Here is a 25,125-nt window from a genome sequence, read left to right on the forward strand (position 1 = left end):
CGCCGGTCAGGATCCGGTCCACGGCAGCCGAGGAGACGGCCGGCAGCAGCAGCGCCGCCAGCGCGGCCAGCACCGCGCCCGCCGCGGTACCCGCGGTCTGGACCGGGGCCAGGCGGATCAGCCGCACGGCGCCCAGCGTCATCGGTCCTCCCGCAGCAGAAAGCCGACCAACTCATCGAGCAGGACCTCGCCGCCCGGCTCGTGCAGCGGATTGTGGCCGCCGGTCGGGATCTCCCGGTAACGCACCGGCGCGGCGGCCCGGCGCAACCGGTCGGCCAGCACCCGGGACTGGGTGACCGGGATGACGTCGTCGTGTTCCCCGTGCAGGATCAGCACCGGCGTCCGGATGCGTTCGCCGAGTTGGAAGAGATCTCGCGGCCCCAGTTCGTCGTCGAGTTGGATCCGGCCGCCGAGCCGGTCGATCAGGGACCGCACCGCGGGCCCGGCCTCGGCGTGCAACCGCCGCGCGCTCAGAAACGGTGCGACCGCCACGCAGCGGGACCAGGCCGCCGGCTCGGTCGCGGCGGCGAGCAGCGCCAGGAACGCGCCGTAGCTGGTGCCGAACAGCATCGGCGCCCGCCCGGACCGGCCGAGCCGGACGCCGAGATGACGGATGTCGGCCAGGTCCGGCCCGCCCCACGCGCCGTTGATGGCCTGCCGGTGGGCGCTGCCGTAGCCGGTGCTGCCGCGCTGGTTCGGCGCGACGACCGCGATCCCGGCCGCCGCCAGCCGCTGGAAGACCCGGTCGAAACCGAGTTGCCAGGCGGCTTCCGGCCCACCGTGCAAGGCCAGCACCACATGCCGCGCCAGGCTGGGCTCCGGGCCGTAGCACACGGCCTCGATCGGGCCGTCCGGCCCGGCGAAGCGTCGCAGCCGGGCATCGTGCGCGTCCGGGTGTGGCGCCGGGCCGAGATCGACCCGCCAGTCGTCCGGCGCCACCGCACCGGCGGTGGCGACATCGGCCGGCCGGGTGGGACCGCTGAACACGAAGCGCAGCCCGGTGTCGCTCCAGCCGGCGGTGCCGATCACTCCGGGCGGGACGGCGATCTCCGTGTTGCTGTGGCGATCGGTGTCGTGGATGACGAGCCGGGAGCGGGCGCCGTCGGTGACCCGCAGCGCCAACCGGCGCCCGGTGGGATCGAAGGTGAGCGGCAGCACCGTGCCGGGGATGGCGTTGAGCTCCGCGCTGAGGTCCACGCCGGTCGCGCCGGGCGAGAACCAGCCGAGCCGGGGCCCGGTCGCGGTGCGGGCGACCACGAGGAGCCGGTCGTTGGCCGTGCTGGCGAGCAGAACCGCCGGGCCCTCGGGTCCGGCGTGCGTGGTCACCGAGCCGTCCCGCGGGTCGATCGTGACCAGGCGCCGGCCGTCGGCACCGATCAGGTTGGCGGCCAGCCGGTCACCGGCCAGCCAGCTCTCACCGTGGGGCTGCCCGGGTAGCTCGGCGACCGGTTCCGGGGTCCGGTCCGCGGCGCCGATCCGGTGCAGTACCGAGGTTCCCCGGTGCTGCCGGGCGATCAGCCAGGCCAGGGTGTCCGGTCGCGGGCTGGGCACCGCCCGCAGGCCCGGACAGTCGAACCGGCCCACGGTCTGTTCCTCGCCGCCGTCCAGGATCGCGACCTCGTGTCCGGTGCTTCCGTTGCGCACCAGCACGACCGGGCCGGCCTCGGTCGGCATCGGCTGGGTGTGCTCGGTCTCGCCGCCGCCCTGGTGGGCGGCGACCGAATCGTCCACAAAGGACCAGGATTCGATCAGGTGTCCGACGCCGCCGGCCTCGCGCAGGCACGCGGCCCGGGTGCCGTGCGGGGAGAACCGGAAGCTGATCCGGCGCGGTGCCGGCAGGCTGCGGGTTCGCACTGGTGGGCTCCTTTCCGATCCGGTCCGCCGTTCCCGGTGCGGGAACGGCGGACCGGTGCTCCACCGGCGTCAGTTGGTGATGGTGCAGGTGATGGTGCACGTGATGGTGCAGGGGAACAGACCGACCTCACCGTCGGTCTCGATCTCCTCGAGCACCTGCAAGGCGTTCACGTCGAGTTCCATGGCTTTCACCTCCTCTCGGCAAAATCGGGAAGCCAGAGGCGGGAGCCGCCGGCATGCAGTCGGAGCAGGAAGGCCAGCACCCCGCTCAGTCCGGTGTTGTAGTCGGCCACCACTTCGGCCCGGGTCTCGTCCGGTGCGAGCGCCCGGCCGTCCCGGATGGCATGGCGCACCTGGATCGCGACCGCGAGTTCGGCGGCCCGGTCCCGGTAGCGCGGTTGTCCGGTGTACTCGGCCAGGTCCAGCAGGAACTCTCCGTCGCCGGCCAACCCATGGCACTGGGCCGGACCGGAGTGCCAGCGGGACCGGTGGATCGCCACGGCCGCGCGCTCGGCGAGGTCGAGCAGCCGGTCGTCGCCGGTCTCCCGCCACATCCGGAGCAGGAACGTGCCCACTCCGGAGGAACCGCTGCACCAGTTGGTTCTGGGCGCCGTGCTGGTCGTGTCGGACGGCCAGTAGGCGGCGCCGTCGATCATCTGCACCGCGTCGCGGAGCGTGTCCGCCGCCGCGGCCGCCAGGTCGTGGTAGTCCGCCGTTGCGGTGGCCTGGCCGGCGGCGAGCAGGAACGCGCCCACGCCGGCGACGCCGTGCGCGAAGCCGTAGTGCGTCAGGCCGGCCAGGCCCGAGGTGAAGTCCCGGGGGATCGGCCAGTACACCAACCCGTCCCGGTGCTCGGCCGCCGCGACCACCGCGTCGGCCGCCTGCCGGGTGCGGTCCAGGAACTCGCCAGCACCGGTGGCCTGCCAGAACCGCAGCTGGGTCAGCCCGGCGCCGGCAATGCCGTGGCAGACATCGGGATTGGGCCAGCGCAGCGGAATGCGGCGGGCCAGCGTCGCGGCCAGACCGGTCAACTCCTCGTCGCCGAGCGCCAGTCCGGCCTCCAGCAAGGCCCAGGCCGTTCCGGAGCGGCCGAAGTAGAGGCCGGGCAACGTGCGTGGCTCCCCGCCGAGGCGGCCGGCGATCCAGCCGGCGGCGCCGGCGACCGCCGCCCGCAGCGATGGGTCCGGCCGGACCTGGTAGGCGCGGGTCAGCACGCCCAGCACGCCGGCCGCGCCGTGCTGCACCGAGTGTGGGTCGGTGGTCGCGGCAAACCCCTTTGCCGGCCACAACCGGTGCGGGGCCTGCAGATCCATGGTGTCCACCAGGTGGCCGGTGGCATCGGTGATGGCCCGGGCCAGGTCACCGGAGCCGATCCGGCGCGCCGGGGCGGCCTGCGGCGCCGGGGCCGGCGTGCTCAGCGCGGCGCGGACGGCGTCGAGCCCGGGACGCCGGGCCGGATCGTCGTCCAGCAGCGCGACGATGACGGGAGCGAGTGCGGTCGCGGTGGGGTTGTCCGCCGCCAGGTGCGCCAACCAGTCCCGGATCCGCTGCCGGGTGTCGCGCCGCGCCGGTTGGTCCGCCGGCAGCACCGGATCGACGCCCGTGGCCAGATAGAACAGCACGGCGCCGAGGCTGTAGCGGTCCGCGGCCGGTCCCGGCGCGGGGCCGAGCCGAGGCGCGCCAACCTGTTCCGGTGCCCCGTAGCCCGGCGTGTAGGCCCGCGCGACCCGGTCCCCGGGCCGGGCGAGCATCTCCAGGTCGATCAGCCGGATCCGACCGTCGTCGGAGACCATCACGTTGTTGGGGCTGAAGTCCCGCAGCACCAGCCCTTCGGCGTGCACCAGCGCGACGAGTTCGACCAGGGCGGCGGCGATCCGGCGGACCGGTTCGGCCGGCGGGCCCCAGTGCCGGTCACCGAACTCCAGGTTGCGGTTGACCCAGGTGTGCAGGGTGCCGCCGGGAATCTCCTCCTGGGCCAGGAACAGGTCACCCTGCTGCTCGAACAGTCCGAGCGGGCGGGGAGTCCGGCCGCTGGGGGCGAACCGGGCCAGCATCGCCGCCTCGTGCCGGCGCAGATCCCGAACGTCTCGGCCGGCCAGGCTGGCACCGGCGTGCGGACGGGCCTGTTTGATAATCACGGCCGTGCCGGTGTCCTGGTCGGTAGCCCGGTACACGCCGCCGCCGAACGCGTGCCGGATCGCGGCCCGCACCACGTAACGGCCGTCCAGCAGCACCGGTTTGGGCGCTGGAGCCGGGTTCGCCGCCACAGCGGTGCGGGCGAACGGGTCGCGCGGCGCCCAGTCGGGCGGGGCGAACCAGGCTTCCCGCCGGTCCGGGACCAGCGTCCCGTCCGGAGCGATGAGCATCGCCTGCCGGTCGCCGTCGTTGCCGAGCAGCGGCACTCCGGTGAACGCGCCGAACCGGTAGTGCACCAGGCTTCCCGGCCGGTACGGCCGGTCGGAGAGGATGCCCGGCCCAGGCAGTCCCGCGGTGGCCTCGTCGAGTTCCGCGGCGAGGGCCCGCAGCCCGTCCTCGGTCTGGTCCGGGTAGGCGGTGATGAACTTTCCGCCGCCGCCGCGCGGATACCGGTGCGAAACCAGTTCCTGCACCGCGTCGGCGGTCGCGGCGAACTTGAACGGACATCGGTGCCGGATCAGCACGGCCGCCGCCCTGGCCAGCACCAGCGGCGCCGACAGCGGCGTGGCCGACAGATGCAACTTCCAGCCCTGCACCGGAATCCGCGGCTCCGGCGGCGTCACGCGGCACCAGAACTCCCCGGTGCTCACCGGCCAGTCCACGCCGTGGGCGGTCAGCGTCGCCTTCAGCCGCCGGACGAGGTCGTCCCGGGCGCTCACCGGGCCACCTCCAGCAGCGGCAGCGCGAACTGCGGCCGGTTGTCGATGCGGGCCCGGACCTGCGCGGAGCCGAAGTGGTAGTCGATGCGGCGCGCGGCATGCGCCCAGTCCCGCATCGTCCGCACCGGGCCGAGGGTCGCCGTGACGAACGGGTCGCTCCACCGGGCCACGGCGCGGTTCCACAGCACCATCGGGTCCTCGGTGCGGATGTTGCCGACCGTTCCCTCGTAGATCGCCATGGCCCGGACCTCGCCGTCCGGTTCGATCTGCATGGCGCGAAACGCCGTTCCGTTCGCGACGTGGTCCGGATGCATCTGCAGGGTCAGGTTGTCCGAGGTGCCGACGCCGACCGTGGCGGGCGCCAGGGACCGCAGCCGGGCGGGCAGTTCGGCGCCGCCCATGGCCCGGGCCTGCTCGTCGGTGAGCAACTCGTGCTCGGCGAACCCGGCGCGGCTGGCCAGTCCCGAGGGCACCGCGGCGCCCAGCCACAGCTGTCCCAGCCGGGGAAACCGGGGTGCGACGTCGGTGCACAGCTGCTCCAACTGGTGGAAGTTGCTGCGCACGGCCACGAAGTCGATGCCGAACGGGACCGGAGTTTCGGCGGCGTCGAGCAGCGCCAGCGCGGCCATGGCCCGGTCGAACGACCCGGCGCGGCCCCGCACCCGGTCGTGCACCGCCGCGGTCGCACCGTCCACACTGACCGAGATCCGGGCGAACACCCGGGCGAGGTCGTCGACCTGCTCCGGCCGCAGCGTCCAGCCGCTGGTGTAGAGGGCGACCGGGATACCGGCCCGGCCGATCCGGGCGGCGACCTCGACGATGCCGGGTACCAGCAACGGCTCGCCGCCGGACAGCGCGACCCCGGCCGGCCGCAGCGACACCAGTGCGTCGGCCACCCGCAGCAGTTCCGCGCGGTCGAGCCGGCGCGCCGGCCGCCGCCCGGACTCCGAGTAGCAGTGCACACACCGCAGCGGGCAGGCGTAGGTCATGTCCCAGATGACTTCGGCAGGACCGGTTTCGCTCATGCCGGGAAGTCAACCGGCGGCGTGGGCGCCGGACATCGGCAACGGCTGCCCAAATCCCGCGGCCGCGCTACCTACCTCAGGCCCGACCCGTCGCACGTTCGCGCAGCCATGTCGCACGTTCGGGTAGTCATGGCGTTCGGGCGTTATGTTGCCCGCTAGAGCCGGTTCTGCAGCGCGTCCGCGGCGGCCAGCAGGTCGGCGGCCCAGCGTGCGCCGGGCCGGCGGCCCATGCGGTCGATCGGGCCGGACACCGACACCGCGGCGATGACGGTGCCGGAGGAGTCCCGTACCGGCGCGGAAACGCTGGCGACGCCCGGTTCCCGCTCGGCGACGCTCTGCGCCCAACCCCGGCGCCGCACCTCGAGCAGGGCCCGTTCGCCGAACACCGCGTCGGCCAGCACGGTGCGTTGGATGCTCGCATCGGCCCACGCGGCAAGGACCTTCGCGCCGGAGCCGGCGGTCATCGGCAGCCGGGCGCCGATCGGAACGGTGTCGCGCAGGCCACTGGGCGGCTCGGCGGCGCTGATGCAGATCCGGTACAGGCCGTCGCGGCGGTAGAGCTGCACGCTCTCCCCGGTCCGGTCGCGTAGCCGGGGCAGCACCGAGCCGGCGGCGTCGAGCAGCGGATCGGTGGCCCCGCCTGCCAGTTCGGCCAGCGCCGCGCCGGGTCGCCACCGGCCGTCGGATCCCCTGCGCAGCAGGCGATGCACCTCGAGCCCGACCGCGAGCCGGTGCGCGGTCGCCCGGGGCAGCCCGGTCTTCACGCACAGCTCCGCCAGCCCGCACGGTTCCTTTGCCACCGCTTGAAGTACGGCCATCGCCTTGTCCAGAACCCCGATACCGCTATGCTGTCCCACGACTCGATATCATAATCCCGATATCTGGGATGTCCAGTACGTGAGAAGTGAGAACCATGGGACGAACGCTCGCCGAGAAGGTGTGGGACGCACACGTCGTGCGACGGGGGAGCGGCGCTGAGCCCGACCTGCTCTACATCGATCTGCATCTGGTCCACGAGGTGACCAGCCCGCAGGCCTTCGACGGCCTGCGGCTGTCCGGCCGCCCGGTACGCCGGCCGGATCTCACGATCGCCACCGAGGACCACAACGTGCCGACCCTGGACATCGACGCGCCCATCGCCGACCCGGTGTCCAGGACCCAGGTCGAGACGCTTCGCAAGAACTGTGCCGAGTTCGGCGTCCGGCTGCATCCGATGGGCGACGACGAGCAGGGAATCGTGCACGTGGTCGGCCCGCAGCTCGGCCTCACCCAGCCGGGGATGACGGTGGTCTGCGGCGACAGCCACACGTCCACGCACGGCGCCTTCGGCGCCCTCGCCTTCGGGATCGGCACCTCCGAGGTGGAGCACGTGCTGGCCACCCAGACCCTGCCGCTGCGCCCGTTCCGCACCATGGCGATCAATGTGGACGGTCGGCTGCGCCCGGGCGTGACCGCCAAGGACGTCATCCTGGCGGTCATCGCCCGGATCGGCACCGGCGGCGGCCAGGGCCACGTGCTCGAGTACCGGGGCGAGGCGATCCGGGCGCTGTCCATGGAAGCCCGCATGACCATCTGCAACATGTCGATCGAGGCCGGGGCCCGGGCCGGCATGATCGCCCCGGACGAGACCACCTTCGCCTACCTCCGGGACCGCGCGCACGCCCCGCGCGGCGCCGACTGGGACACCGCGGTCGCCTACTGGCGAGAGCTCTGCACCGATCCGGACGCCGCGTTCGACGCCGAGGTGCACATCGACGCCGCCGCGCTGAGCCCGTACGTCACCTGGGGCACCAACCCCGGCCAGGGGCTGCCGCTGTCCGCCAGCGTCCCCGACCCGGCGCGGATCGCCGACGAGAACGCCCGGCAGGCCGCCGAGAAGGCACTGTCGTACATGGATCTGGCGCCGGGCACCCCGCTACGGGACATTTCGGTCGACACCGTCTTCCTCGGCTCCTGCACCAACGGCCGGATCGAGGACCTGCGGGCCGCCGCGGAGGTGTTGCGCGGGCGCAAGGTGGCGCCCGGCGTGCGCATGCTGGTGGTGCCCGGATCCATGCGGGTCCGGGCGGCCGCCGAGGCGGAGGGCCTGGACCGGGTGTTCCTGGCGGCCGGCGCGGAATGGCGCTCCGCCGGCTGCTCGATGTGCCTGGGCATGAACCCGGACCAGCTCCGGCCCGGTGAGCGGTCCGCGTCCACATCGAACCGCAACTTCGAAGGCAGGCAGGGTAAGGGCGGTCGCACCCACCTGGTGTCTCCGCTGGTCGCGGCGGCGACCGCGGTGCGCGGCACGCTGTCCTCCCCCGACGACCTGAGCTGAGGAGCTTTCACGATGGAGCCGTTCACCACCCACACCGGCGTCGGGGTGCCCCTGCGCCGGTCCAACGTGGACACCGACCAGATCATCCCAGCGGTCTACCTCAAGCGCATCACCCGGACCGGGTTCGCCGACGGCCTGTTCGCCGCCTGGCGCTCCGACGAGCGGTTCGTGCTCAACCTGGAGCCCTACCGGGCGGGCAGCGTCCTGGTGGCCGGGCCGGACTTCGGCACCGGGTCCTCCCGCGAGCACGCCGTCTGGGCCCTGGCCGACTTCGGGTTCCGGGTCGTGATCTCGTCCCGGTTCGCCGACATCTTCCGGGGCAATGCGGGCAAGCAGGGCCTGCTGGCCGCCGAGTGTGACCAAGCTGACGTCGAGCAGCTGTGGAAGTTGCTCGAAGCCCGGCCGGGCACCGAAGTGACGGTCGACCTGCGGGAGAAGACCGTGCGCGCCAACGAGTTCACCGCACCGTTGCGGGTGGACGACTACACCCGATGGCGCCTGCTAGAAGGCCTGGACGACATCGCGTTGACCCTGCGGCACGCCGATTCCATCGCCGAGTTCGAACGCAACCGGCCGCAGTGGATGCCCGTCACGACGCCGGCCGGGACGGCCTGAGCGGACCCCTCCGGATAGCCCTTACGGCAACGGATTTGGACGCCCAAGGGACGAATTTGGGCGAGTCGCGTGGAAATTGTGGCGAGAAAGGCATACGGTGTCGAGAAGTCGGCCAGATGGGCCGAGACGGCAGTATGTTCTCATGGAGGACTGAAGGGTGAACAAGGCCCAACTGATCGAGGCGCTGTCCGAGCGCCTCGGCGACAAGAAGGCAGCGGGCGCCGCGGTCGACGGCCTCGTCGACGTCATCGTCCGTACGGTCAACAAGGGCGAGAAGGTCAACATCACCGGGTTCGGCGTGTTCGAGAAGCGCGCCCGGGCCGCCCGGACCGCGCGCAACCCGCGCACGGGTGAAACCGTGAAGGTGAAGAAGACGACGGTGCCCGCCTTCCGTGCCGGCACGACGTTCAAGGACGTTGTCAGCGGAGCGAAGAAGCTGCCCAAGGTGGCTGCTTCCCGTCCGGCCTCGCGCAGCACGGCGAGCACCACGCGCAGCACGGCGACCGCCGGCCGCGCCACCACGACCCGTGCCGCGGCCGCCACCACGACCCGTTCGCGGGCCGCGGCGGCCAAGCCGGCGACGACCACACGGACCAGCACGCGCAGCACCGCCGCCAAGTCCACGGCGGCCAAGGCTGCGCCGAAGGCCACGACGCGGTCCACCGCCGCGAAGTCCACCGCCGCGAAGTCCACGGCGGCCAAGAAGACCACCACGAAGGCCACGCCGGCCCGGACGGCCCGTCCGGCGGCGCGGAAGACCACCAAGAAGTAACGCTCCACCACGAAGGAGCCCGGCCCACCGAACGTGTGGGCCGGGCTCTTCCTTTCACCCAGCGGTGTGTACCGCCATCGCGTAGCTGTTCTCAAAAACCCGGTTCAGGGCTCGGCGATGTAGGTGGCCGCGACGAGCCGGCCATCGGGGGCCGGCCGGAAGGAAAGCAGCCACACGCTGCCCTTGCGGCTGGCCGGCTCGGCCAGGTCCAGCCCGGATTCCGCAGCCAACCGCGACAACAGGTCCGGAATCACGCCACCCTGACTGCACACCATCGGGGTGCCGCCGGCCAGCGCGATCTCCCGCAGCCGCGCCACGCCCGCCGCCGGGTCGGCCCGGTAACCCTGTTCGGACAGCAGCGGTTCCTCGACCATCTCGGTGCCGATGTCCTCGGCCGCCTGCTGCACGGTCTGGACACACCGCAGCAGGGCCGGGGAATGCACCCGGTCGGCGGCAAACAGCCCGGCGAACTCGCGCACCGCCTTCACCTGTGCCCAGCCCCGTGCGCTCAGCGGGCGCAGCTCGTCCGGACCCGGCCACTGCGCCCGGCTGCCCGCCTTGGCGTGCCGTACCAGCAACATCGTCGTCGTGTCGGCCGGCAGCGCGGTGAACTCCCGGACCACGGCGGCATCCCGGGCGTAGCTCAGCAGCCCGCCGGCCGCCTCGGGCGGCACCCAGGCCAACTCGTCCACCTCGCGGTTGGGCCGGAACTGTCCGGAACGGGCGCGCGCGGCGACATAGTGCACGGTCTTGCGGGCCAGCAGCGGGCGCAGCACCCGGTAGTCGACCTGGCCCAGATAGCGGCCGAGCGCCGAGGCGAACCCGGTCTCCTCGGCCACTTCCCGGGCAGCGCCCGCCCAGAGCGTCTCTCCGGGCTCCAGCTTGCCCTTGGGGAGGCTCCAGTCGTCATAGCGGGGGCGGTGCACCAGCGCGATCTCCAGCCCGCCTGGGGCCCCCCGGCGCCACAGCACCGCACCGGCGGCGAGGATGGTGGTCATGCCGGTCAGCCCAGCGCCCGATGGGTGGCCAGCAACTGCGCCTGATGATCCCGAACCGAGGATCCGTCCTCAGGGGACGCCTGCCACTCCCCGTCCGGTCCGAGCACCCAGCAGCGGGTGGCCGGGTCGAGGGCGGAGTCGAACATCGCGTCCAGTTCGGCGGTCAGCGCCGGGTCGGTGATCCGCACCTGCACCTCCACCCGGCGGTCCAGGTTGCGGTGCATCAGGTCCGCGCTGCCGATCCAGTGCTCGCCCGCGCCGACGAAATGCAGCACGCGGGAATGCTCCAGGAACCGCCCGAGAATGGAGCGCACCCGGATGTTCTCCGACAGCCCGTCGATTCCCGGCTTGAGCGCGCAGATCCCGCGCACCACGATGTCGGCGCGGACCCCCGCCTGGGAGGCCCGGTACAGCGCGTCGATCACCTGCTCGTCCACCAGCGAGTTGATTTTGATCCGGATTCCGGCCGGTTGCCCGGCCTCCTTGTGCTCGATCTCCTTGGCGATCCGCTCGATGATGCCCTTGCGAATCCCGTAGGGCGCGACGAGCAGGCTGCGGTACTCCTCTTGCCGGGCATACCCGGTCAGCACGTTGAACAGGTCGGTGAGGTCGGCGCCGATCGTCGGTTCCGCGGTCAGCAGCCCGATGTCCTCGTAGAGCCGGGCGGTCTTCGGGTTGTAGTTGCCGGTGCCGATGTGACAGTAGCGCCGGATCGTCGACCCCTCCTGGCGGACCACGAGCGCGGTCTTGCAGTGCGTCTTGAGACCGACCAGCCCGTAGACCACGTGCACGCCGGCCTTCTCCAGCGTTCGCGCCCACTTGATGTTGGCCTGCTCGTCGAACCGCGCCTTGATCTCCACCAGCGCCACCACCTGCTTGCCCGCCTCCGCCGCGTCGATCAGCGCGTCCACGATCGGCGAGTCACCGGACGTGCGGTACAGCGTCTGCTTGATCGCCAGCACCTTCGGGTCGCCCGCGGCCTGCTCGATGAACCGCTGCACGCTGGTGGAGAACGAGTCGTACGGATGGTGCACCAGCACGTCGCCCTCCTCCCGCAGGGTGGCGAACACGCTCTTGGGCGTCTCCCGGTCGGCGAAGGCCGGGTGCGTCGCCGGAACGAACGGCGGATCCTTGAGCTGCTTGCGGTCGATCGCATGCAACTGCCACAGGCAGGACAGGTCGATCAGCCCGCCGACCACGACCACGTCGTTGGGATGCACCTCCAACTCGGGCAGCAGCCGCTCCAGCATCTGCTCGCTCATGTCGTCGGCGACCTCGAGGCGCACCGGCGGACCGAACCGGCGCTGGGCCAGTTCCCGTTCCAGCGCCTCGAGCAGATCCTCGTCCTGGTCCTCCTCGACCTCGAGGTCGGCGTTGCGGGTCACCCGGAACGCGTGCACCTCGGTGACCTGCATGCCGGTGAACAGATCGGACAGGTGCGCGGCGATCAGCGCCTCCAGGGGCAGGAAGGTGTCCGCCTCGGCCGGGTCGCCGCCGTCCACCGGCACCAGCCGCGGCACGTTGTCCGGCACCTTGACCCGGGCGAACCGCTCGACGCCGATCTGCGGGTCGCGCACGGTCACCGCGAGGTTCAGGGACAGTCCGGAGATGTAGGGGAACGGGTGCGCGGAGTCCACGGCCAGCGGGGTGAGCACCGGGAAGACCTGCTCGCTGAAGTACGTGGTGAGCCGCAGTTGTTCGTGCTCGGCCAGGTCGGCCCAGCTCAGAATCCGGATGCCGTGCTCGGCGAGCTTGGGCCGCACGCCCTCCTGGAACACCCGGGAGTGCCGTTCGACCAGTTCCTGGTTGCGCTTGGAGATGTAGGCGAGCTGTTCGCGCGGGCTGAGGCCGTCGGCGCTGCGCACCGACAGGCCGGTTCCCGCCCGGCGCTTGAGCCCGGCCACCCGGACCATGTAGAACTCGTCGAGGTTCGACGCGAAGATGGCCACGAACTTGGCCCGCTCCAGCAGCGGCTGGGACTCGTCCTCGGCGAGCGCGAGCACCCGCGCGTTGAAGTCCAACCAGGACAGTTCACGGTTGATGTACCGGTCGTCCGGCAGGTCATCGGTCAGGATGATCTCCGGGGTGACGGCGGGTGGCGCTGCCGGCACGGCCCGGGGCTCCGGTAGCTCGATGCCGGTCACGTCCGGGGCGTTGTCCGTGCTCACCACCCCATCATGCCGCGCGCGAGGGGCCCCGGCGTAGTAACGATTCCCAGGGTTCACCGATGGGTCACGCAGACCAATGTGGATGTTCGCCGGCCCAGTCCCAGATCAGTGGCCATGGCCAGGTCATCGGGGGTGTCCACGTCCGCGCGCAGCGAGGGCACCGGCGCGGTGACCGGCAGCGCGCCGCTTTCCGCGTGCGCGGCGGCGGATCCGGCCCCGAACCGGGGATCGAGCGGCCCGCCCGGCGCGGACAGCAGCAGCGTGCTGCCGGTGCCGGCGCGGTCGGCGCAGAACATCCGCCGGCCGGCCGCTTCGGCCAGCGCCGCGGCGAGATCGGCCGGGCGCAGCGCGGGCAGGTCGGCCTGCAGCGCGCCGACCACACCGCCGGGGTCGGCGGCGCGCAGCCGGTCGGCGCCGAACCGCAGCGCGGCGTTGAGGCCGGGCAGCCCGCGCTCGTCCACGCACTCGGCCGCAGTGCCGCGCAGGGCCGGCGGTACCCGCTCGTCCTCGCACACCACCAGCACCCGGCGCACGCCGGGGGTCGAGCCGGCGGCGGTCACCGTGTCGGCCAGCAGCGCCAGCACCAGTTCGACATGCCCGGGCAGCACGCCCCGCAACCGCGACTTGGCCCGGTCCAGCCGCTTGACCGGAACGATGAGGTCCACCACCCGGCCCATCTTCCACGATGAGCCGACCTGGCATCCTGGTCGGACACGGTGTCGGGGGGCGGCGGAGGAGGAGCAGTTGGCGAGGCGGGAAAAGGGCGGGTTCCTGATCGGCGTGATCGCGGTCTTGTTCTACCCGCTGAGCTGGATGACCAAGTTCGTCCAGCGGGGCAGGGAGCGGCTTCCCCGCGAGGGTGGGGTGCTGCTGGTGATGAACCACGTCTCGCACTTCGACCCGATCGTCGACGCGGTCTTCGTGCACCGCAACAAGCGGGTGCCCCGGATCCTGGCCAAGGAGTCGGTGCTGCGGATCCCGGTGTTCGGCAAGATGGCCCGGGCGGTCGGCACGATCCCGGTCTACCGGGGAACGGCCGAGGCCCGGCACAGCCTGGCCGAGGCGGTCGACGCGCTCGGCGCCGGCAAGCTGGTGCTCATCTACCCGGAGGGGACGATCAGCAAGGACCCGGACAGCTGGCCGATGTACCCACGCACCGGGGTGGCCCGGCTGGCGCTGGACAGTGACGTGCCGGTGGTGCCGGTGGCCCGCTGGGGGACCCAGGCGGTCCTCAACGGATACACCCACAAGTTCCGGCCGCTGCCGCGCAAGACGGTGACGTTCTCGGTCGGCGAGCCGGTGGACCTGTCCGCCTACCGGGGCCAGGAGGTGACCCCGGCCCTGCTGCGTGAGGTCACCAACGTGCTGATGACCCGGGTGGTCGAGCTGGTCGCCGAGATCAGGGGGGAGCCGGCGCCGAAGGAGTTCTTCCGGCCCGCCGCCGGGGACAAGTCCGCCAGCAAGTCCGACGAGGAGCGCGCGAGCTGATGTCGTCCCGGTTCGCGGTGCTCGGGTCCGGCTCGTGGGGCACGGTGTTCGCCAAGGTGCTCGCGGACGCGGGCAGCGACGTGACGCTGTGGGCGCGCCGGCGGGAGGTCGCCGAGGCGATCGAGCAGCGCCGGGAGAACCCGGACTATCTGCCCGGGGTGCGGCTGCCGGACCGGCTGGTGTCCACCTCGGACCCCAGGCAGGCGCTGGACGGGGCCGACGTGGTCGTGCTCGCGGTGCCCAGCCAGAGCCTGCGGCACAACCTCACCGCGTGGCGCAGGCTGATCAAGCCGGAGGCCACCCTGGTCAGCCTGGCCAAGGGGGTGGAACTGGGCACGCTCAAGCGGATGAGCCAGGTGGTCATCGAGGTGACCGGCGCCGGTGAGCACCAGGTGGCGGTCGTGTCCGGGCCGAACCTCGCCCGCGAGATCGCCGAGGAGCAGCCCACCGCGACGGTGATCGCGTGCACGGATCACGACCGGGCGGTCGGCATCCAACAGGCCTGCACCACCGGCTACTTCCGGCCGTACACGATCACCGACGTGGTCGGCGTCGAGCTGGGCGGGGCGTGCAAGAACGTGATCGCGCTGTCCTGCGGCATGGCCGCCGGGCTGGGCTTCGGCAGCAACACGCTGGGCACGCTGATCACCCGGGGGCTGGCCGAGACCGCCCGGCTGGGCGCGGCCCTCGGCGCCGACCCGCTCACCTTCGCCGGTCTCGCCGGGCTCGGCGATCTGGTGGCCACCTGCCTGTCCCCGTTGTCCCGCAACCGGGTGTTCGGCGAGCGGCTGGGCCGCGGCCAGACCCCGGCGCAGGCCCAGGCGGCCACGCACGGCCAGGTCGCCGAGGGCGTGAAGTCCTGCTCGGCGATCCGCGAGCTGGCCCTGAAGCACGGCGTGGAGATGCCGATCACCGAGGTGGTGCACCGGGTCTGCCACGACGGCTTCGACCCCCGGGAGATGGCCGCCGACCTGATCGGCCGCAAGACCAAACCCGAGCGCTAGCCGCCTCTCCGGAATTTTGTGCGGTTGTTGCGTTCCGGGGAACGGTGCGGCTATGGGGTGGAGTGCGGCTGGGTGCCGCCACGGTCCCCTGAGGTAGCTGTTGGTTGGGCGCCGGACGCTAGAGCAGGTCGACCGTGACCAGGACCGGTGCGGTCGGCGTCGTCGAGCCCCCGGCCGGTTCCTTGGTGAGGCCGATCGAGGTTGCCTGGTCCAAGCCGTCGATGTCGAGGCGGTTGCCGTCCAGCAGGCCGGCGGACTTCGGGTCGCCGTCGCCGAGCTTCCACGCCTGGTAGACCCCGCCGCCCGGGTCGGAGAGGCCGTTGGCGAGGAGCAGCGCCTCGTTGCGCTCCCGGGAGGAGACCACGACGGCCGTGCCACCACCCTGCACCGCGCCGTTGGCCACGGCGGCGTCCGGCGCCTGCAGGATCGCCGACAGCGAGGCGGCGTACTGCTCCGCGTCGCGGACGTCGTTCTGGGTGTTGACCAGCAGCACGCCCAGCACGACCGAGGCGACGAGCAGGACCGCCGCGGCCACGGTGGTCAGCCGCAGCGCCCAGCCGGGGGTGCGTGGCTGGCCGCCGGTGAGCAACCCAGGTTCGGGCGGTAGCTGGCGGACCTCGGAGATGCGGGCCAGCACCTGGCTGCGCAGCCAGGGCGGCGGTTCGGCGGCCGCGGCGCGGCCCAGGCGGGTGGCGGTCTCGCGTAGCTCGCGGACCTCCTGCGTGCAGGCGTCGCACTGGGACAGATGGCGCTCGAACGCGGCGCGTTCGAGCTCCGGCACGGCGTCCAGCACGTAGGCGCCGGTCAGGGCGTGCACGTCGGGCGTCGTCATCGGGCCACTCCGAGGCAATCGCGGAGACGGATCAGTCCGTCCCTCAGTCTGGTCTTGATCGTCCCCAGCGGCGTGTCCAGCAACTCACCCACCTCACGGTAGGTGCGTCCCCCGTAGTAGGCCAGTGTGATCGACTCACGTTGCAGGTCGGTCAGCGTCCCCAGGCATCTGCGGACCTGCTCGTGCTCGAGCTTCATGGTGACGATCTCGGCCACCTCGTCGAACGGCCGGGAGGACTCGCCGGCCGACACCCGGGTCTCCCGGTCGGCGGCCGACTGGGCGGAGCGGACCCGGTCCACGGCGCGGCGGTGCGCGAGCGTCATCACCCACGTCATCGCGCTGCCGCGATCGGGTGAATATCGCGCGGCGGTGCGCCACAGCTCCACCATGACCTCCTGGGCCACCTCCTCGGACTGTGCCGGGTCCCGCACGACTCGCCTGATCAACCCGAACGCCGGGCCGATGACGAGGTCGTAGAGCTTCTCGAAGGCCTGCTCGTCTCCCCGGGCAACGGCCTGGAGCAGGGTGTCGGCATCCGGTTCGGCCCCCGCTGTCGCCGTGTGTGGCACACGTCGAACACGTTCGCGCATGACGTTCTGCTCCCGCACTGTGTGGTCCCCGGCGTTGTCGGGTCTACCGGATCATTCGGAGCCCAGGCACCACCGGATGGGTCCATCTTGGTGACAATCGCGTGTTGACCGTGTTGTCGGCGGATGCTTACCTATCCCCGTGTTGTTGCGCGCGATGACTGAGCGGCGGGGTCACATCGACCTGCGCCGGGTCGCCAGCGCGCTGTGTCTTTCTCGGTGAACAACCCCGGCCTGTCCTTGAGCGGCGTACGAGTTCGCCGCGAGTTCCCCTCGAGAAAGTCACACGCATGTTCGCGGTACCACCTAACACCATTGCGCTGTCGTCGACTCCGAAGTCGGCGCATCCGGCGCTGATCGCCCAGCAACTCGCGGCCGACACCGAACGGTGGCGGCACCTGCTGCGGTTCCACACCGGCGAGCGGTTCACCACGCTGGTCGAGGCCTCGGACCAGCAGGAGATCTGGCTGATGACCTGGCTTTCCGGCCAGGGAACCGATCTGCACAACCACGGCGGCGCGACGGGTGCGTTCACCGTGGTCGAGGGCCTGCTCACGGAGCGGGTCGCGCGCGGCGCGGGCACCGAACGGCCGGCGCACACCGTGCATCCGGTCGGCGCCGGGCAGTCCCGGGTGTTCGGCCCGGGCTACGTGCACCAGGTCGCCAACGACGGACCCGAGCCCGCGGTCAGCATCCACGTCTACCGCCCGGCCCGGCTGCCGATGATCAACTACCGGCTGCGCTCCGGTGGTCTGGACCGCGTGTGGTGACGGGGTCGCGCCCGGCCGAAGGCCCGGATCTGTGGCGGCAGGCCGCTCGGGGGTCCAACGATGCGGGGTCGCCACAGCCTGCCCCGCAGATCCGATCGCGGGCGCGTTAGGCCTGGTTTCTGCTTTTGACGTGTTCGGGCACCGCGTGCCGGCCGGCGACCGTGGGGCAGGACCGCGGTTCGCCCCACATTCGGTGCAGTGGCAGCACTCCGGCCCACACGGCGTCGGCCGCCACGTCGTCGTCCTCGTCGACCGGCGGGCCGGTGCGGATCTTCACTGCGGCCTCGCCGAGATCGAGGGCGAGCAGCGCGGTCTTGGCCAGTTCCTTGTCGTTCGGCGGCCGGGCGTAGTCCCACGATCCGGGCGCCAGGTGCTCGGTGAGCACCCGCAGGCCGTGCAGTTTCGCCGCCGCCTCGGTGATCTGCGTGGCCCGGCCGTGGATCACCGCCGAGCGGTAGTTCACCGAGTTGTGGAACACCGACCGGCCGTAGACCACCCCGTCCAGCAGCGTGACGTTGACGCACACGGCGCTGCCGGCGGCGGCTTCGCGCAGGCTGCGCGCCCCGGTCGAGCCGTGCACGTAGAGGGTGTCGCCGTCGCGGCCGTACCCGGTCGGGATGACCACCGGCTCGCCGTCGCACAGGAACGCCAGATGGCAGATCAGTCCCGCGTCGAGCACGGCGTGCAGGTCGGCCCGGTCGGTCACCGCCCGGTTCTTTCCCCGGTGGACGGTGCTGCGCGGCGTCGGCGAGAGCGGTGTGACGGTCATTGCCCCAAGATGCGCGAGATAGTGGCATGCTTGAATAGCCACGACTCGGCGATTCTGAAAGGCCACTTCACGTGTCCACTCCAGCCCTGCCGGTCGCGCTCGACCGCGACTCACCGACGCCGCTCGCCGTGCAGCTGGCCGAGGAGCTGCGGGCCGCGGCCGGTGACGGCCGGCTGCGGGCCGGGGACCGGCTGCCCTCCACCCGCGCGCTGGCCACCCAGCTCAAGGTGAGCCGCACGGTCACCGCCGCGGCCTACGAGCAGCTGCACGCCGAGGGCTGGATCGCCGGGCGGCACGGGTCGGGCACCTACGTGACCACCGAGCCGCCGGGTTCGGTGCGGCGCACCGGCAAACGGGCCCGCCCGGAGGGCGCCGGGGCGGCGCTGATCGACCTGACCGCCGGATCCCCGTGGGCCGGCGGGATCGACCGGGCGGCCTGGCGGCGGGCGTGGCGGGCGGCGGCGGACGTCGCGCCGCTGCACCGGCCGCAGCGGGCCGGGCTGCCCGCCTACCGGGCGGCCGTGGCCGAACACCTGCTGCGGCACCGCGGCCTGCGGGTGCGCGGCGAGCTGGACGAGCCCAGCGGGCGGGAGGCCGGCGAGGCGGTGCTGGCCACCGCCGGAACGTCGGCGGCGGTCGCCGAACTGGCCGCCTCGGTGCTGCGGCCCGGGTACGCGGTGGCCGTCGAGGAGCCCGGCTACCAGCGGGCGGTCGGCGCGATGCGCGCTTCCGGGCTGCGGATCGTGCCCGCCCCGGTGGACGCGGACGGGCTGCTGGTGGAGTCGGTGCCGGCGTCGGTGCGTGCGGTGTACTGCTCGCCCGCGCACCAGTACCCGCTGGGCGGGCGGATGGCGGCCGGGCGGCGGGTGGCGCTGGTGGAGCGGGCCCGCCGGGAGGGCTGGCTGGTGATCGAGGACGACTACGACGGCGAGCTGCGCTACGACGTCGCCCCGTTGCCGCTGCTGGCCGCGCTGGCCCCGGACGTCGTCGTGCACCTGGGCACCACCAGCAAGATCCTCAGCCCCACGCTCGGGGTCGGCTGGATGGTCGCCCCGCCGGCCGTGGTGTCGGCGGTGCTCGCGCACCGGGAGGCGTCCGGCACCAGCCCGGCTCCGGCCGGTCAGCTGGTCCTGGTCGAGCTGGCCAGGCACGGCGACCTGGGCCGGCACCTGCGCCGGTTGCGCCGGGAGCTGTCCGAGCGCCGTTCGATCCTGGTCGACGGCCTGCTCGCGGGCGGCGTCCCGGTGCTCGGCGACGAGGCCGGCGCGCACGTGGTGGTCCTGGTCGACTCCGCCGAGCGGGAACGCGACCTGCTCCGCACCGCCCGCGAGCACGGCCTCCTGCTGGACGGCCTGGCCCGGCACCACAGCGCCCGCGCGCGCTGGTACGGCGTCGCCCTCGGCTACGCCGCCTGCTCCCGTGACCAGTTGCACACGGCGCTGCCCATCCTCACCGCGCTCCTGCGCCCCTGATCCCGCGGTTTGCGCCCGGGTAGGGTCGGGCACCATGTCGAACTCCAAGCTGCGGGTGGCAGTGATCTTCGGCGGGCGCAGCTCGGAGCACGCCGTGTCCTGCGTGTCCGCGGCGAGCGTGCTGGCCAACCTGGATCCCGCCCGGTTCGAGGTGCTGCCGATCGGGATCACCCCGGACGGCGCCTGGGTGCTCGGTCCGGCCGAGCCGGCGACCCTGCGCATCCAGGACCGGCGGCTGCCCCGGGTGACCTCCGGCACCGCCCTCACCCTGCCGGCCGACCCCACCGACACCCGGCTGGTCGTGCTCGATCCCGGCCGCGAGGGCGAGGTGCTCTCCGCCGTCGACGTGGTCTTCCCGGTGCTGCACGGCGCCTACGGCGAGGACGGCACCATCCAGGGCCTGCTTGAGCTGGCCGGCGTCCCGTACGCCGGCGCCGGCGTGCTGTCCTCGGCCGTGGTGATGGACAAGGAGTTCAGCAAGAAGCTGCTGGCCGCCGAGGGCCTGCCGGTCGGGCCCTACGAGATGGTGCCCCGCGACCAGCCCACGCTGAGCGAGGCCGCCCGGCAGCGGCTGGGCCTGCCGGTGTTCGTCAAGCCGGCCCGGGCCGGGTCGTCGACCGGGATCAGCAAGGTCACCGACTGGTCGCAGCTGGACGAGGCGATCGCGCTGGCCCGCTCTATCGACCCCAAGGTCCTGGTCGAGGCCATGATCGTGGGCCGCGAGGTGGAGTGCGGGGTGCTGGAGTTCCCGGACGGCCACCTCGAGGCCTCGCTGCCCGCCGAGATCCGCCTGGTGGGCGCCGAGGTCGACTGGTACGACTTCGACTCCAAGTACCTCGACGACGTCTGCGAGCTGGACATCCCGGCCAAGCTCGACGACGGGCTGACCGAGCGGCTGCGCACCATGGCGATCGCCGCCTTCCGGGCGCTGGACTGCCAGGGCCTGGCCCGGGTCGACTTCTTCGTCGGCGCCGACGGCACGCTGACCATCAACGAGCTGAACACCATGCCCGGCTTCACCCCCACCTCGGCCTACCCGAAGATGTGGGAGGTCACCGGGGTGGACTACCCGACCCTGCTCGCCGCGCTGATCGACACGGCCATCGCCCGCGGCACCGGTTTACGGTGAGGCCGGCAGGCTCCGCCCGACCCGTTCGGACACCTCCTGCAGCACCCCGGTCCCCGAACCCGCCGGCACGGTGAGCGCCGCGTAGACCGGCCGGCCCACCAGGTACCAGGTGGTCGACAGCTCCCCGGTGACCGGCAGCCAGCTCACCCCGGAGATCTCCCGGAGCCCGGCGTCCGGAGCCAACTCCGGCGGCTTGTTCAGCCCGCAGCGCAGCACCACCGGATCACCGGTCCCGCCGCCCCAGGCCAGCGTGGCCGGCGGCGCCGGCTCCGCGAGCGGCAACCGGTGCAGCACCGCCCCGCCGCTGGTCAGCTCGGCCGGCAGCGCGGCGATCAGGGTGGCGCAGGGCGCCGAGCCGGCCTGCGGGGCGTCCACCGGGACCAGCGCGACCGGTGTGGGCGGCGCGGCGTCCGGCCCGGCGGCGGAGAACAGCCGGCTGGCCACGATCACGCCGACCACGAGCAGCACGGACAGCCCGGCGGCCAGGACGACAGCCCTTCGGGACAACACCCACCCACTAGAGCACAGGGTCAGATATGGACGACCGGGCAGGTCAGCGTGCGCGTGATCCCGTCCACATTCTGGATCCGGGCGACCACCAACTGGCCGAGCAGGTCGACGTTGTCCGCCTCGGCTCGGACGATCACGTCGTAGGGCCCCGTCACATCCTCCGCGGTCGTGACGCCGGCGATCCCCGCGATCTGCTCGGCGACCACAGCGGCCTTCCCGACCTCCGTCTGGATCAGGATGTATGCATGGACCACGGCGCGCCCCTTCGTGTCTGACTGTGCCCAGGATGTAGGAACGTGTTGGGCAACGTACCGCAGTTGACCATCGTTCGGCGATCCGACTTTTTGTGTAGGCAGGCATTATGCGCACGGGACCTCCCGATGGAAGTGAAACGGTCGCCGAGTTGGGTGAGTTCGGCCTCATCCGCCGGCTCACCGAGGGCAAACCTCAGCCGGCGACCACCCTGCTCGGCCCCGGCGACGACGCCGCGGTGATCCAAGCCTCCGACGGTCGGGTCGTGGCCAGCACGGACGTGCTGGTCGAGGGGGTGCACTTCCGGCTGGACTGGTCCACTCCCGAGCACGTGGGTCGCAAGGCCGTGGCGGTGAACCTGGCCGACATCGCCGCGATGGGCGCGGTGCCGACGGCGGTGCTGGTGGGCCTGGCCTGCCCGGCCTCGACCGCCGCCGCGCTGATCGACGAACTGGTCGGCGGGCTGTGGCAGGAGGCCGCGCGGGTCCGTATCGGCGTGGTCGGCGGGGACGTGGTCAGCAGCGAGAACCTGGTGGTCTCCGTCACCGCGCTGGGTGACCTGCAGGGCCGCGACCCGGTGACCAGGGGCGGGGCCATGCCCGGGGACATCCTGGCGGTCTGCGGCCGGCTCGGCTGGGCCGCGGCGGGACTGGCCGTGCTCGGCCGGGGCTTCCGCTCGCCGGTCACCGTCGTCGCCGCGCACCGCACGCCCGAGCCGCCCTACGCGGCCGGACCGCAGGCGGCGTTAGCCGGTGCCACCGCGATGATCGACGTGTCGGACGGGCTGCTGGCCGACCTGCGACACATCGCCACCGCGTCCAATGTGGCCATCGACGTGCAGACCGAACTGGTCGAGGTGCCGCAGCGGCTGGTCGACGTGTCCACCGCGCTGGGCGCCGACCCACGGCACTGGGTGCTGACCGGTGGTGAGGATCACGCCCTGGCCGCGACCTTCCCCGACCCGCACGCTGTGCCCGAGGGCTGGACCACCATCGGCACCGTGACCAGGGGAAACGCCGTCACGGTCGACGGCGCGAAGTACGAGGGTCCGGCGGGTTGGCAGCATTGGCGGGCTTAGATTTGTTCCCGTGGAGATCCGGGTTGTTTCCTATGACCATCCCGACGCGGTGCTGCTGATCGACGAGGTCCAGCAGGAGTACGTGGTCCGCTACGGCGGGCCGGACGGCACGCTGGTCGATCCCGCCGAGTTCGCCCCGCCGCTCGGTCTTTTCCTGATCGGGTATCTGGACGGAGTGCCGGTGACCTGCGGCGGCTGGCGCGCGCACGACGATGGCGTGGTCGAGTTGAAGCGGATGTACGTGGCGCCCGCGGTGCGCGGCCGCGGCCTGGCCCGGGCGATGCTCGCCGAGCTCGAGCTCACCGCCAAGCAGGCCGGCAACGTGCGACTGGTCCTGGAGACCGGTCAGGCACAACCCGAGGCGATCGCCCTCTACCGGTCCTCCGGATATACCGACGTACCGAAGTTCGGCTACTACAAGGACTCCGAGGCGAGCATCCACCTCGGCAAATCGCTCTAGTTGTGCGGTCTTGGGCCTGCCAACGAAACCTCAGGGGACCGTGACGGCAGCCAGCCACCATCCACCACAAGCCCGCCACCATCCCCTGCGACACCACCACCGCATCAAATTCCGGAGTGGCGGGACTGCATCAAAATTCCGGAGTGGCGGGCCTGTACTCTGCGCATCCGTGGCGCCACAACCCTTGTCCGAGATCGTCGACGCCGGGTGGGCGGAGGCTCTCGCGCCCGCGGCCGAACGGATCACCGCGATGGGAGACTTCCTGCGCGCGGAGGTCGCTGCCGGTCGCCGGTACCTGCCGGCCGGAGAAAACGTGCTGCGCGCGTTCAAGCAGCCGTTCGCCGAGGTCCGCGTGCTGATCGTGGGCCAGGACCCGTACCCGACGCCCGGCCATCCGGTCGGGCTGTCGTTCTCGGTCTCGCCGGAGGTCCGCAGGCTGCCGGGCAGCCTGGTCAACATCTTCACCGAGCTGCGCGACGATCTCGGCTACCCGATGCCGTCGACCGGCGACCTCACCCCGTGGGCCGAGCGCGGCGTGCTGCTGCTCAACCGGGCGCTGACGGTCGAGCCGGGCCGGCCCAACTCGCATCAGGGCAAGGGTTGGGAGGAGGTCACCGAGCAGGCGATCCGGGCGCTGGCGGCGCGGGGCGGCCCGCTGGTGGCGATCCTGTGGGGGCGCAACGCGCGCAACCTGCGGCCGCTGCTCGGCGCGGTGCCGTGCGTCGAGTCCGCCCATCCCAGCCCGATGTCGGCGCACAACGGGTTCTTCGGCTCGCGGCCGTTCAGCCGGGCCAACCAGATGCTCGAACAGCAGGGCGCCGAGCCGGTGGACTGGAAGCTGCCCTAGCCTGTGGTCTAGCCCCGCTTGACCTGCACCTAAGTGGAGGTTGGACGATCGGGGCATGACCTTCACACAAACTGAGCTTGACTACCTGTCCACTCAACAACTCGGCCGGCTGGCCACCGTGCACCCGGACGGCACCCTGCAGGTGAGCCCCACGGCGTTCGTCTACAACGCCGAGTTGGGCACCATCGACATCGGCGGTTTCGACATGGGGCGGAGCCGCAAGTTCCGCAATGTGGCGGCCGGCGGGCGGGTGGCGTTCGTGGTCGACGACATCAAGTCGGTGCGGCCGTGGGAGGTGCGGGGGGTCGAGATCCGCGGCACCGCCGAGGCGCTCACCGGGCAGGAGCCGCCGATGCGCGGGATGACCGGCGAGATCATCCGGATCCATCCGCGCCGGATCATCAGCTGGGGGCTGGGGGAGTCCGAGCGTTACCGGACCAACTCGCGCAACGTGGCGTGAGCCGGGGCGCTCAGCCGCGGGTGACCTTGCCCGCCTTCAGGCAGGACGTGCACACGTTCATCCGCTTGCGCTGCGAAATGCCGATCTTCGCGTGCACGGTCTGAATGTTGGGGTTCCACCGGCGGCTCGTGCGCCGGTGTGAGTGCGAGACCGACTTGCCGAAGCCCGGCCTCTTGCCGCAGACATCGCAGACGGCAGCCACGTCACACACTCCTTCTGATATAACGTGCGCTCCCGCGAGTCACACAGCGGGCATGCGCGTTAGATCCCGGGCCGGCCGGGCAGTCAGTACAGAGTAACGGCAGCGCCTGGGCGTCGCCAAACCGGCCCCCATTACTCTTCCGCACGTGCTGCAGGCTCTTGACGCCGGCGGGGTGCGACGCTGGGCCGCGGCCTGTGTGCAGGCCCTCGAGGCGCACCGCGAGGCGATCGACCGGATCAACGTCTACCCGGTCGCCGACAACGACACCGGGTCCAACCTGCTGCACACCCTGCGGTCGGCGCTGGAGAAGCTGCAGCACTTTCCCCCGGACAGCACTGCCGGGCAGGCCGTCACAGCCCTGTCGAAGGGCGCCCTGCTCGGCGCCCGGGGCAACTCCGGGGTGATCGCCTCCCAACTGCTGCGCGGGTGGGCCGAGGCGCTCGCCGACGCCGGGACGATCACCGGGCCGGGGCTGCGGGCGGCGCTGGCCCGGGGCGCGGAGCTGGCCAGGGCGGCCGTCTCGGAGCCGGTGCCCGGGACCATGCTCTCGGTGCTGGACGCCGCCGCCGCGGGTGCCGGCGACGGCGAGCCGGACGGCCTGGGGGCGGTGGTGCGCGGGGCGGCGTGGGCGGCGGCGCGGGCACTGGAGCAGACCCCGAGC

At 72.2% G+C, this 25,125-nt stretch carries 28 protein-coding genes; 14 read left to right on the forward strand and 14 right to left on the reverse strand.

Annotated elements, in window-relative coordinates; translation table 11 throughout:
• Positions 1–138 precede the first annotated feature (138 nt).
• The 5 genes from VFO68_RS15525 to VFO68_RS15545 all read right to left on the reverse strand — a co-directional run bounded on the left by VFO68_RS15525 (position 139) and on the right by VFO68_RS15545 (position 6,591).
• The gene (locus VFO68_RS15525) at positions 139–1,854 is read right to left on the reverse strand and encodes a prolyl oligopeptidase family serine peptidase (RefSeq protein ID WP_325158992.1); all 1,716 of its coding nucleotides are present in this window, start codon (positions 1,852–1,854) and stop codon (positions 139–141) included.
• A 69-nt stretch (positions 1,855–1,923) separates the two neighbouring features.
• The gene (locus VFO68_RS15530; protein ID WP_325158993.1) at positions 1,924–2,037 is read right to left on the reverse strand and encodes an ALQxL family class IV lanthipeptide; all 114 of its coding nucleotides are present in this window, start codon (positions 2,035–2,037) and stop codon (positions 1,924–1,926) included.
• Between the two features lie 5 nt (positions 2,038–2,042).
• A complete protein-coding gene (gene lanL / locus VFO68_RS15535) occupies positions 2,043–4,709 on the reverse strand; it encodes a class IV lanthionine synthetase LanL (protein ID WP_325158994.1) in 2,667 nt (888 codons plus the stop codon).
• Complete coding sequence (locus VFO68_RS15540; protein ID WP_325158995.1) at positions 4,706–5,734, reverse strand: radical SAM protein; 1,029 nt, start codon at positions 5,732–5,734, stop codon at positions 4,706–4,708. Before VFO68_RS15540 ends, lanL begins: the two co-directional genes overlap by 4 nt.
• A gap of 155 nt (positions 5,735–5,889) precedes the next feature.
• A complete protein-coding gene (locus tag VFO68_RS15545; RefSeq protein WP_325158996.1) occupies positions 5,890–6,591 on the reverse strand; it encodes an IclR family transcriptional regulator in 702 nt (233 codons plus the stop codon).
• A gap of 56 nt (positions 6,592–6,647) precedes the next feature.
• Between VFO68_RS15545 and leuC the strand changes: the two genes are divergently transcribed.
• From leuC to VFO68_RS15560, 3 genes are all read left to right on the forward strand, one after another.
• Entirely contained in the window at positions 6,648–8,051 is a 1,404-nt protein-coding gene (leuC, locus tag VFO68_RS15550) for a 3-isopropylmalate dehydratase large subunit (protein ID WP_325158997.1), read from the forward strand.
• Between the two features lie 12 nt (positions 8,052–8,063).
• The gene (leuD, locus tag VFO68_RS15555) at positions 8,064–8,666 is read left to right on the forward strand and encodes a 3-isopropylmalate dehydratase small subunit (RefSeq protein ID WP_325158998.1); all 603 of its coding nucleotides are present in this window, start codon (positions 8,064–8,066) and stop codon (positions 8,664–8,666) included.
• Between the two features lie 157 nt (positions 8,667–8,823).
• On the forward strand, positions 8,824–9,438 hold the full coding sequence (locus VFO68_RS15560; RefSeq protein ID WP_325158999.1) for an HU family DNA-binding protein: 615 nt from the start codon (positions 8,824–8,826) through the stop codon (positions 9,436–9,438).
• 104 nt (positions 9,439–9,542) lie between these two features.
• Here the strand turns inward: VFO68_RS15560 and VFO68_RS15565 are convergent, their stop codons facing one another.
• Genes VFO68_RS15565 through cofC form a run of 3 tightly spaced genes read right to left on the reverse strand, consistent with a single transcriptional unit; the run spans position 9,543 to position 13,269 of the window.
• Positions 9,543–10,436 carry an NUDIX hydrolase gene (locus VFO68_RS15565; protein WP_325159000.1) on the reverse strand — a complete coding sequence of 298 codons (894 nt, stop codon included), beginning with the start codon at positions 10,434–10,436 and terminating at the stop codon, positions 9,543–9,545.
• A 5-nt stretch (positions 10,437–10,441) separates the two neighbouring features.
• The gene (locus tag VFO68_RS15570; RefSeq protein ID WP_325159001.1) at positions 10,442–12,604 is read right to left on the reverse strand and encodes an RNA degradosome polyphosphate kinase; all 2,163 of its coding nucleotides are present in this window, start codon (positions 12,602–12,604) and stop codon (positions 10,442–10,444) included.
• Positions 12,605–12,657: 53 nt separating this feature from the next.
• Positions 12,658–13,269 (reverse strand): 2-phospho-L-lactate guanylyltransferase, encoded by a 612-nt coding sequence (gene cofC, locus VFO68_RS15575; protein ID WP_414635513.1) that lies wholly within the window; start codon positions 13,267–13,269, stop codon positions 12,658–12,660.
• A gap of 79 nt (positions 13,270–13,348) precedes the next feature.
• Here cofC and VFO68_RS15580 point away from each other — a divergent pair, with 79 nt between their 5' ends.
• A complete protein-coding gene (locus VFO68_RS15580) occupies positions 13,349–14,092 on the forward strand; it encodes a lysophospholipid acyltransferase family protein (RefSeq protein ID WP_325159003.1) in 744 nt (247 codons plus the stop codon).
• On the forward strand, positions 14,092–15,096 hold the full coding sequence (locus VFO68_RS15585; RefSeq protein WP_325159004.1) for an NAD(P)H-dependent glycerol-3-phosphate dehydrogenase: 1,005 nt from the start codon (positions 14,092–14,094) through the stop codon (positions 15,094–15,096). The genes VFO68_RS15580 and VFO68_RS15585 overlap by 1 nt, the downstream gene beginning before the upstream one ends.
• A 118-nt stretch (positions 15,097–15,214) precedes the next feature.
• On the opposite strand, the gene VFO68_RS15590 is transcribed toward VFO68_RS15585, so the two are convergent.
• Both VFO68_RS15590 and VFO68_RS15595 read right to left on the reverse strand, forming a co-directional pair.
• On the reverse strand, positions 15,215–15,928 hold the full coding sequence (locus VFO68_RS15590) for an anti-sigma factor (protein WP_325159005.1): 714 nt from the start codon (positions 15,926–15,928) through the stop codon (positions 15,215–15,217).
• Positions 15,925–16,518 carry a sigma-70 family RNA polymerase sigma factor gene (locus VFO68_RS15595; protein WP_325159006.1) on the reverse strand — a complete coding sequence of 198 codons (594 nt, stop codon included), beginning with the start codon at positions 16,516–16,518 and terminating at the stop codon, positions 15,925–15,927. The genes VFO68_RS15590 and VFO68_RS15595 overlap by 4 nt, the downstream gene beginning before the upstream one ends.
• 154 nt (positions 16,519–16,672) lie before the next feature.
• Here VFO68_RS15595 and VFO68_RS34270 point away from each other — a divergent pair, with 154 nt between their 5' ends.
• Both VFO68_RS34270 and VFO68_RS15600 read left to right on the forward strand, forming a co-directional pair.
• Positions 16,673–16,738 carry a putative leader peptide gene (locus VFO68_RS34270; protein WP_414635514.1) on the forward strand — a complete coding sequence of 22 codons (66 nt, stop codon included), beginning with the start codon at positions 16,673–16,675 and terminating at the stop codon, positions 16,736–16,738.
• A 67-nt stretch (positions 16,739–16,805) separates the two neighbouring features.
• Entirely contained in the window at positions 16,806–17,285 is a 480-nt protein-coding gene (locus VFO68_RS15600) for a cysteine dioxygenase family protein (RefSeq protein WP_325159007.1), read from the forward strand.
• Positions 17,286–17,391: 106 nt separating this feature from the next.
• Here the strand turns inward: VFO68_RS15600 and VFO68_RS15605 are convergent, their stop codons facing one another.
• The gene (locus tag VFO68_RS15605) at positions 17,392–18,054 is read right to left on the reverse strand and encodes a pyridoxamine 5'-phosphate oxidase family protein (protein ID WP_325159008.1); all 663 of its coding nucleotides are present in this window, start codon (positions 18,052–18,054) and stop codon (positions 17,392–17,394) included.
• 71 nt (positions 18,055–18,125) lie between these two features.
• Here VFO68_RS15605 and VFO68_RS15610 point away from each other — a divergent pair, with 71 nt between their 5' ends.
• On the forward strand, positions 18,126–19,526 hold the full coding sequence (locus VFO68_RS15610) for a PLP-dependent aminotransferase family protein (protein WP_325159009.1): 1,401 nt from the start codon (positions 18,126–18,128) through the stop codon (positions 19,524–19,526).
• Between the two features lie 34 nt (positions 19,527–19,560).
• A complete protein-coding gene (locus VFO68_RS15615; RefSeq protein WP_325159010.1) occupies positions 19,561–20,655 on the forward strand; it encodes a D-alanine--D-alanine ligase family protein in 1,095 nt (364 codons plus the stop codon).
• Here the strand turns inward: VFO68_RS15615 and VFO68_RS15620 are convergent.
• Complete coding sequence (locus VFO68_RS15620) at positions 20,647–21,165, reverse strand: DUF3515 domain-containing protein (RefSeq protein ID WP_325159011.1); 519 nt, start codon at positions 21,163–21,165, stop codon at positions 20,647–20,649. The genes VFO68_RS15615 and VFO68_RS15620 overlap by 9 nt on opposite strands.
• Before the next feature lie 20 nt (positions 21,166–21,185).
• Entirely contained in the window at positions 21,186–21,419 is a 234-nt protein-coding gene (locus tag VFO68_RS15625; protein WP_325159012.1) for an Lrp/AsnC ligand binding domain-containing protein, read from the reverse strand.
• A gap of 107 nt (positions 21,420–21,526) precedes the next feature.
• Between VFO68_RS15625 and VFO68_RS15630 the strand changes: the two genes are divergently transcribed.
• The 4 genes from VFO68_RS15630 to VFO68_RS15645 all read left to right on the forward strand — a co-directional run bounded on the left by VFO68_RS15630 (position 21,527) and on the right by VFO68_RS15645 (position 24,262).
• Positions 21,527–22,495, forward strand: coding sequence for a thiamine-phosphate kinase (locus tag VFO68_RS15630; protein ID WP_325159013.1), 969 nt, complete (start codon positions 21,527–21,529; stop codon positions 22,493–22,495).
• 10 nt (positions 22,496–22,505) lie between these two features.
• Positions 22,506–22,955, forward strand: coding sequence for a GNAT family N-acetyltransferase (locus VFO68_RS15635; protein ID WP_325159014.1), 450 nt, complete (start codon positions 22,506–22,508; stop codon positions 22,953–22,955).
• A gap of 169 nt (positions 22,956–23,124) precedes the next feature.
• Positions 23,125–23,802, forward strand: coding sequence for a uracil-DNA glycosylase (locus tag VFO68_RS15640; RefSeq protein ID WP_325159015.1), 678 nt, complete (start codon positions 23,125–23,127; stop codon positions 23,800–23,802).
• A gap of 55 nt (positions 23,803–23,857) precedes the next feature.
• On the forward strand, positions 23,858–24,262 hold the full coding sequence (locus tag VFO68_RS15645) for a PPOX class F420-dependent oxidoreductase (RefSeq protein ID WP_325159016.1): 405 nt from the start codon (positions 23,858–23,860) through the stop codon (positions 24,260–24,262).
• Positions 24,263–24,272: 10 nt separating this feature from the next.
• Here the strand turns inward: VFO68_RS15645 and rpmB are convergent, their stop codons facing one another.
• Positions 24,273–24,464 (reverse strand): 50S ribosomal protein L28, encoded by a 192-nt coding sequence (gene rpmB, locus VFO68_RS15650; protein ID WP_325159017.1) that lies wholly within the window; start codon positions 24,462–24,464, stop codon positions 24,273–24,275.
• A 145-nt stretch (positions 24,465–24,609) separates the two neighbouring features.
• Between rpmB and VFO68_RS15655 the strand changes: the two genes are divergently transcribed.
• A partial coding sequence (locus VFO68_RS15655; protein ID WP_325159018.1) for a DAK2 domain-containing protein occupies positions 24,610–25,125 on the forward strand: 516 nt, incomplete at its 3' end.

This window comes from Actinophytocola sp. (assembly GCF_035712165.1).
Taxonomy (GTDB): domain Bacteria; phylum Actinomycetota; class Actinomycetes; order Mycobacteriales; family Pseudonocardiaceae; genus DASYTH01.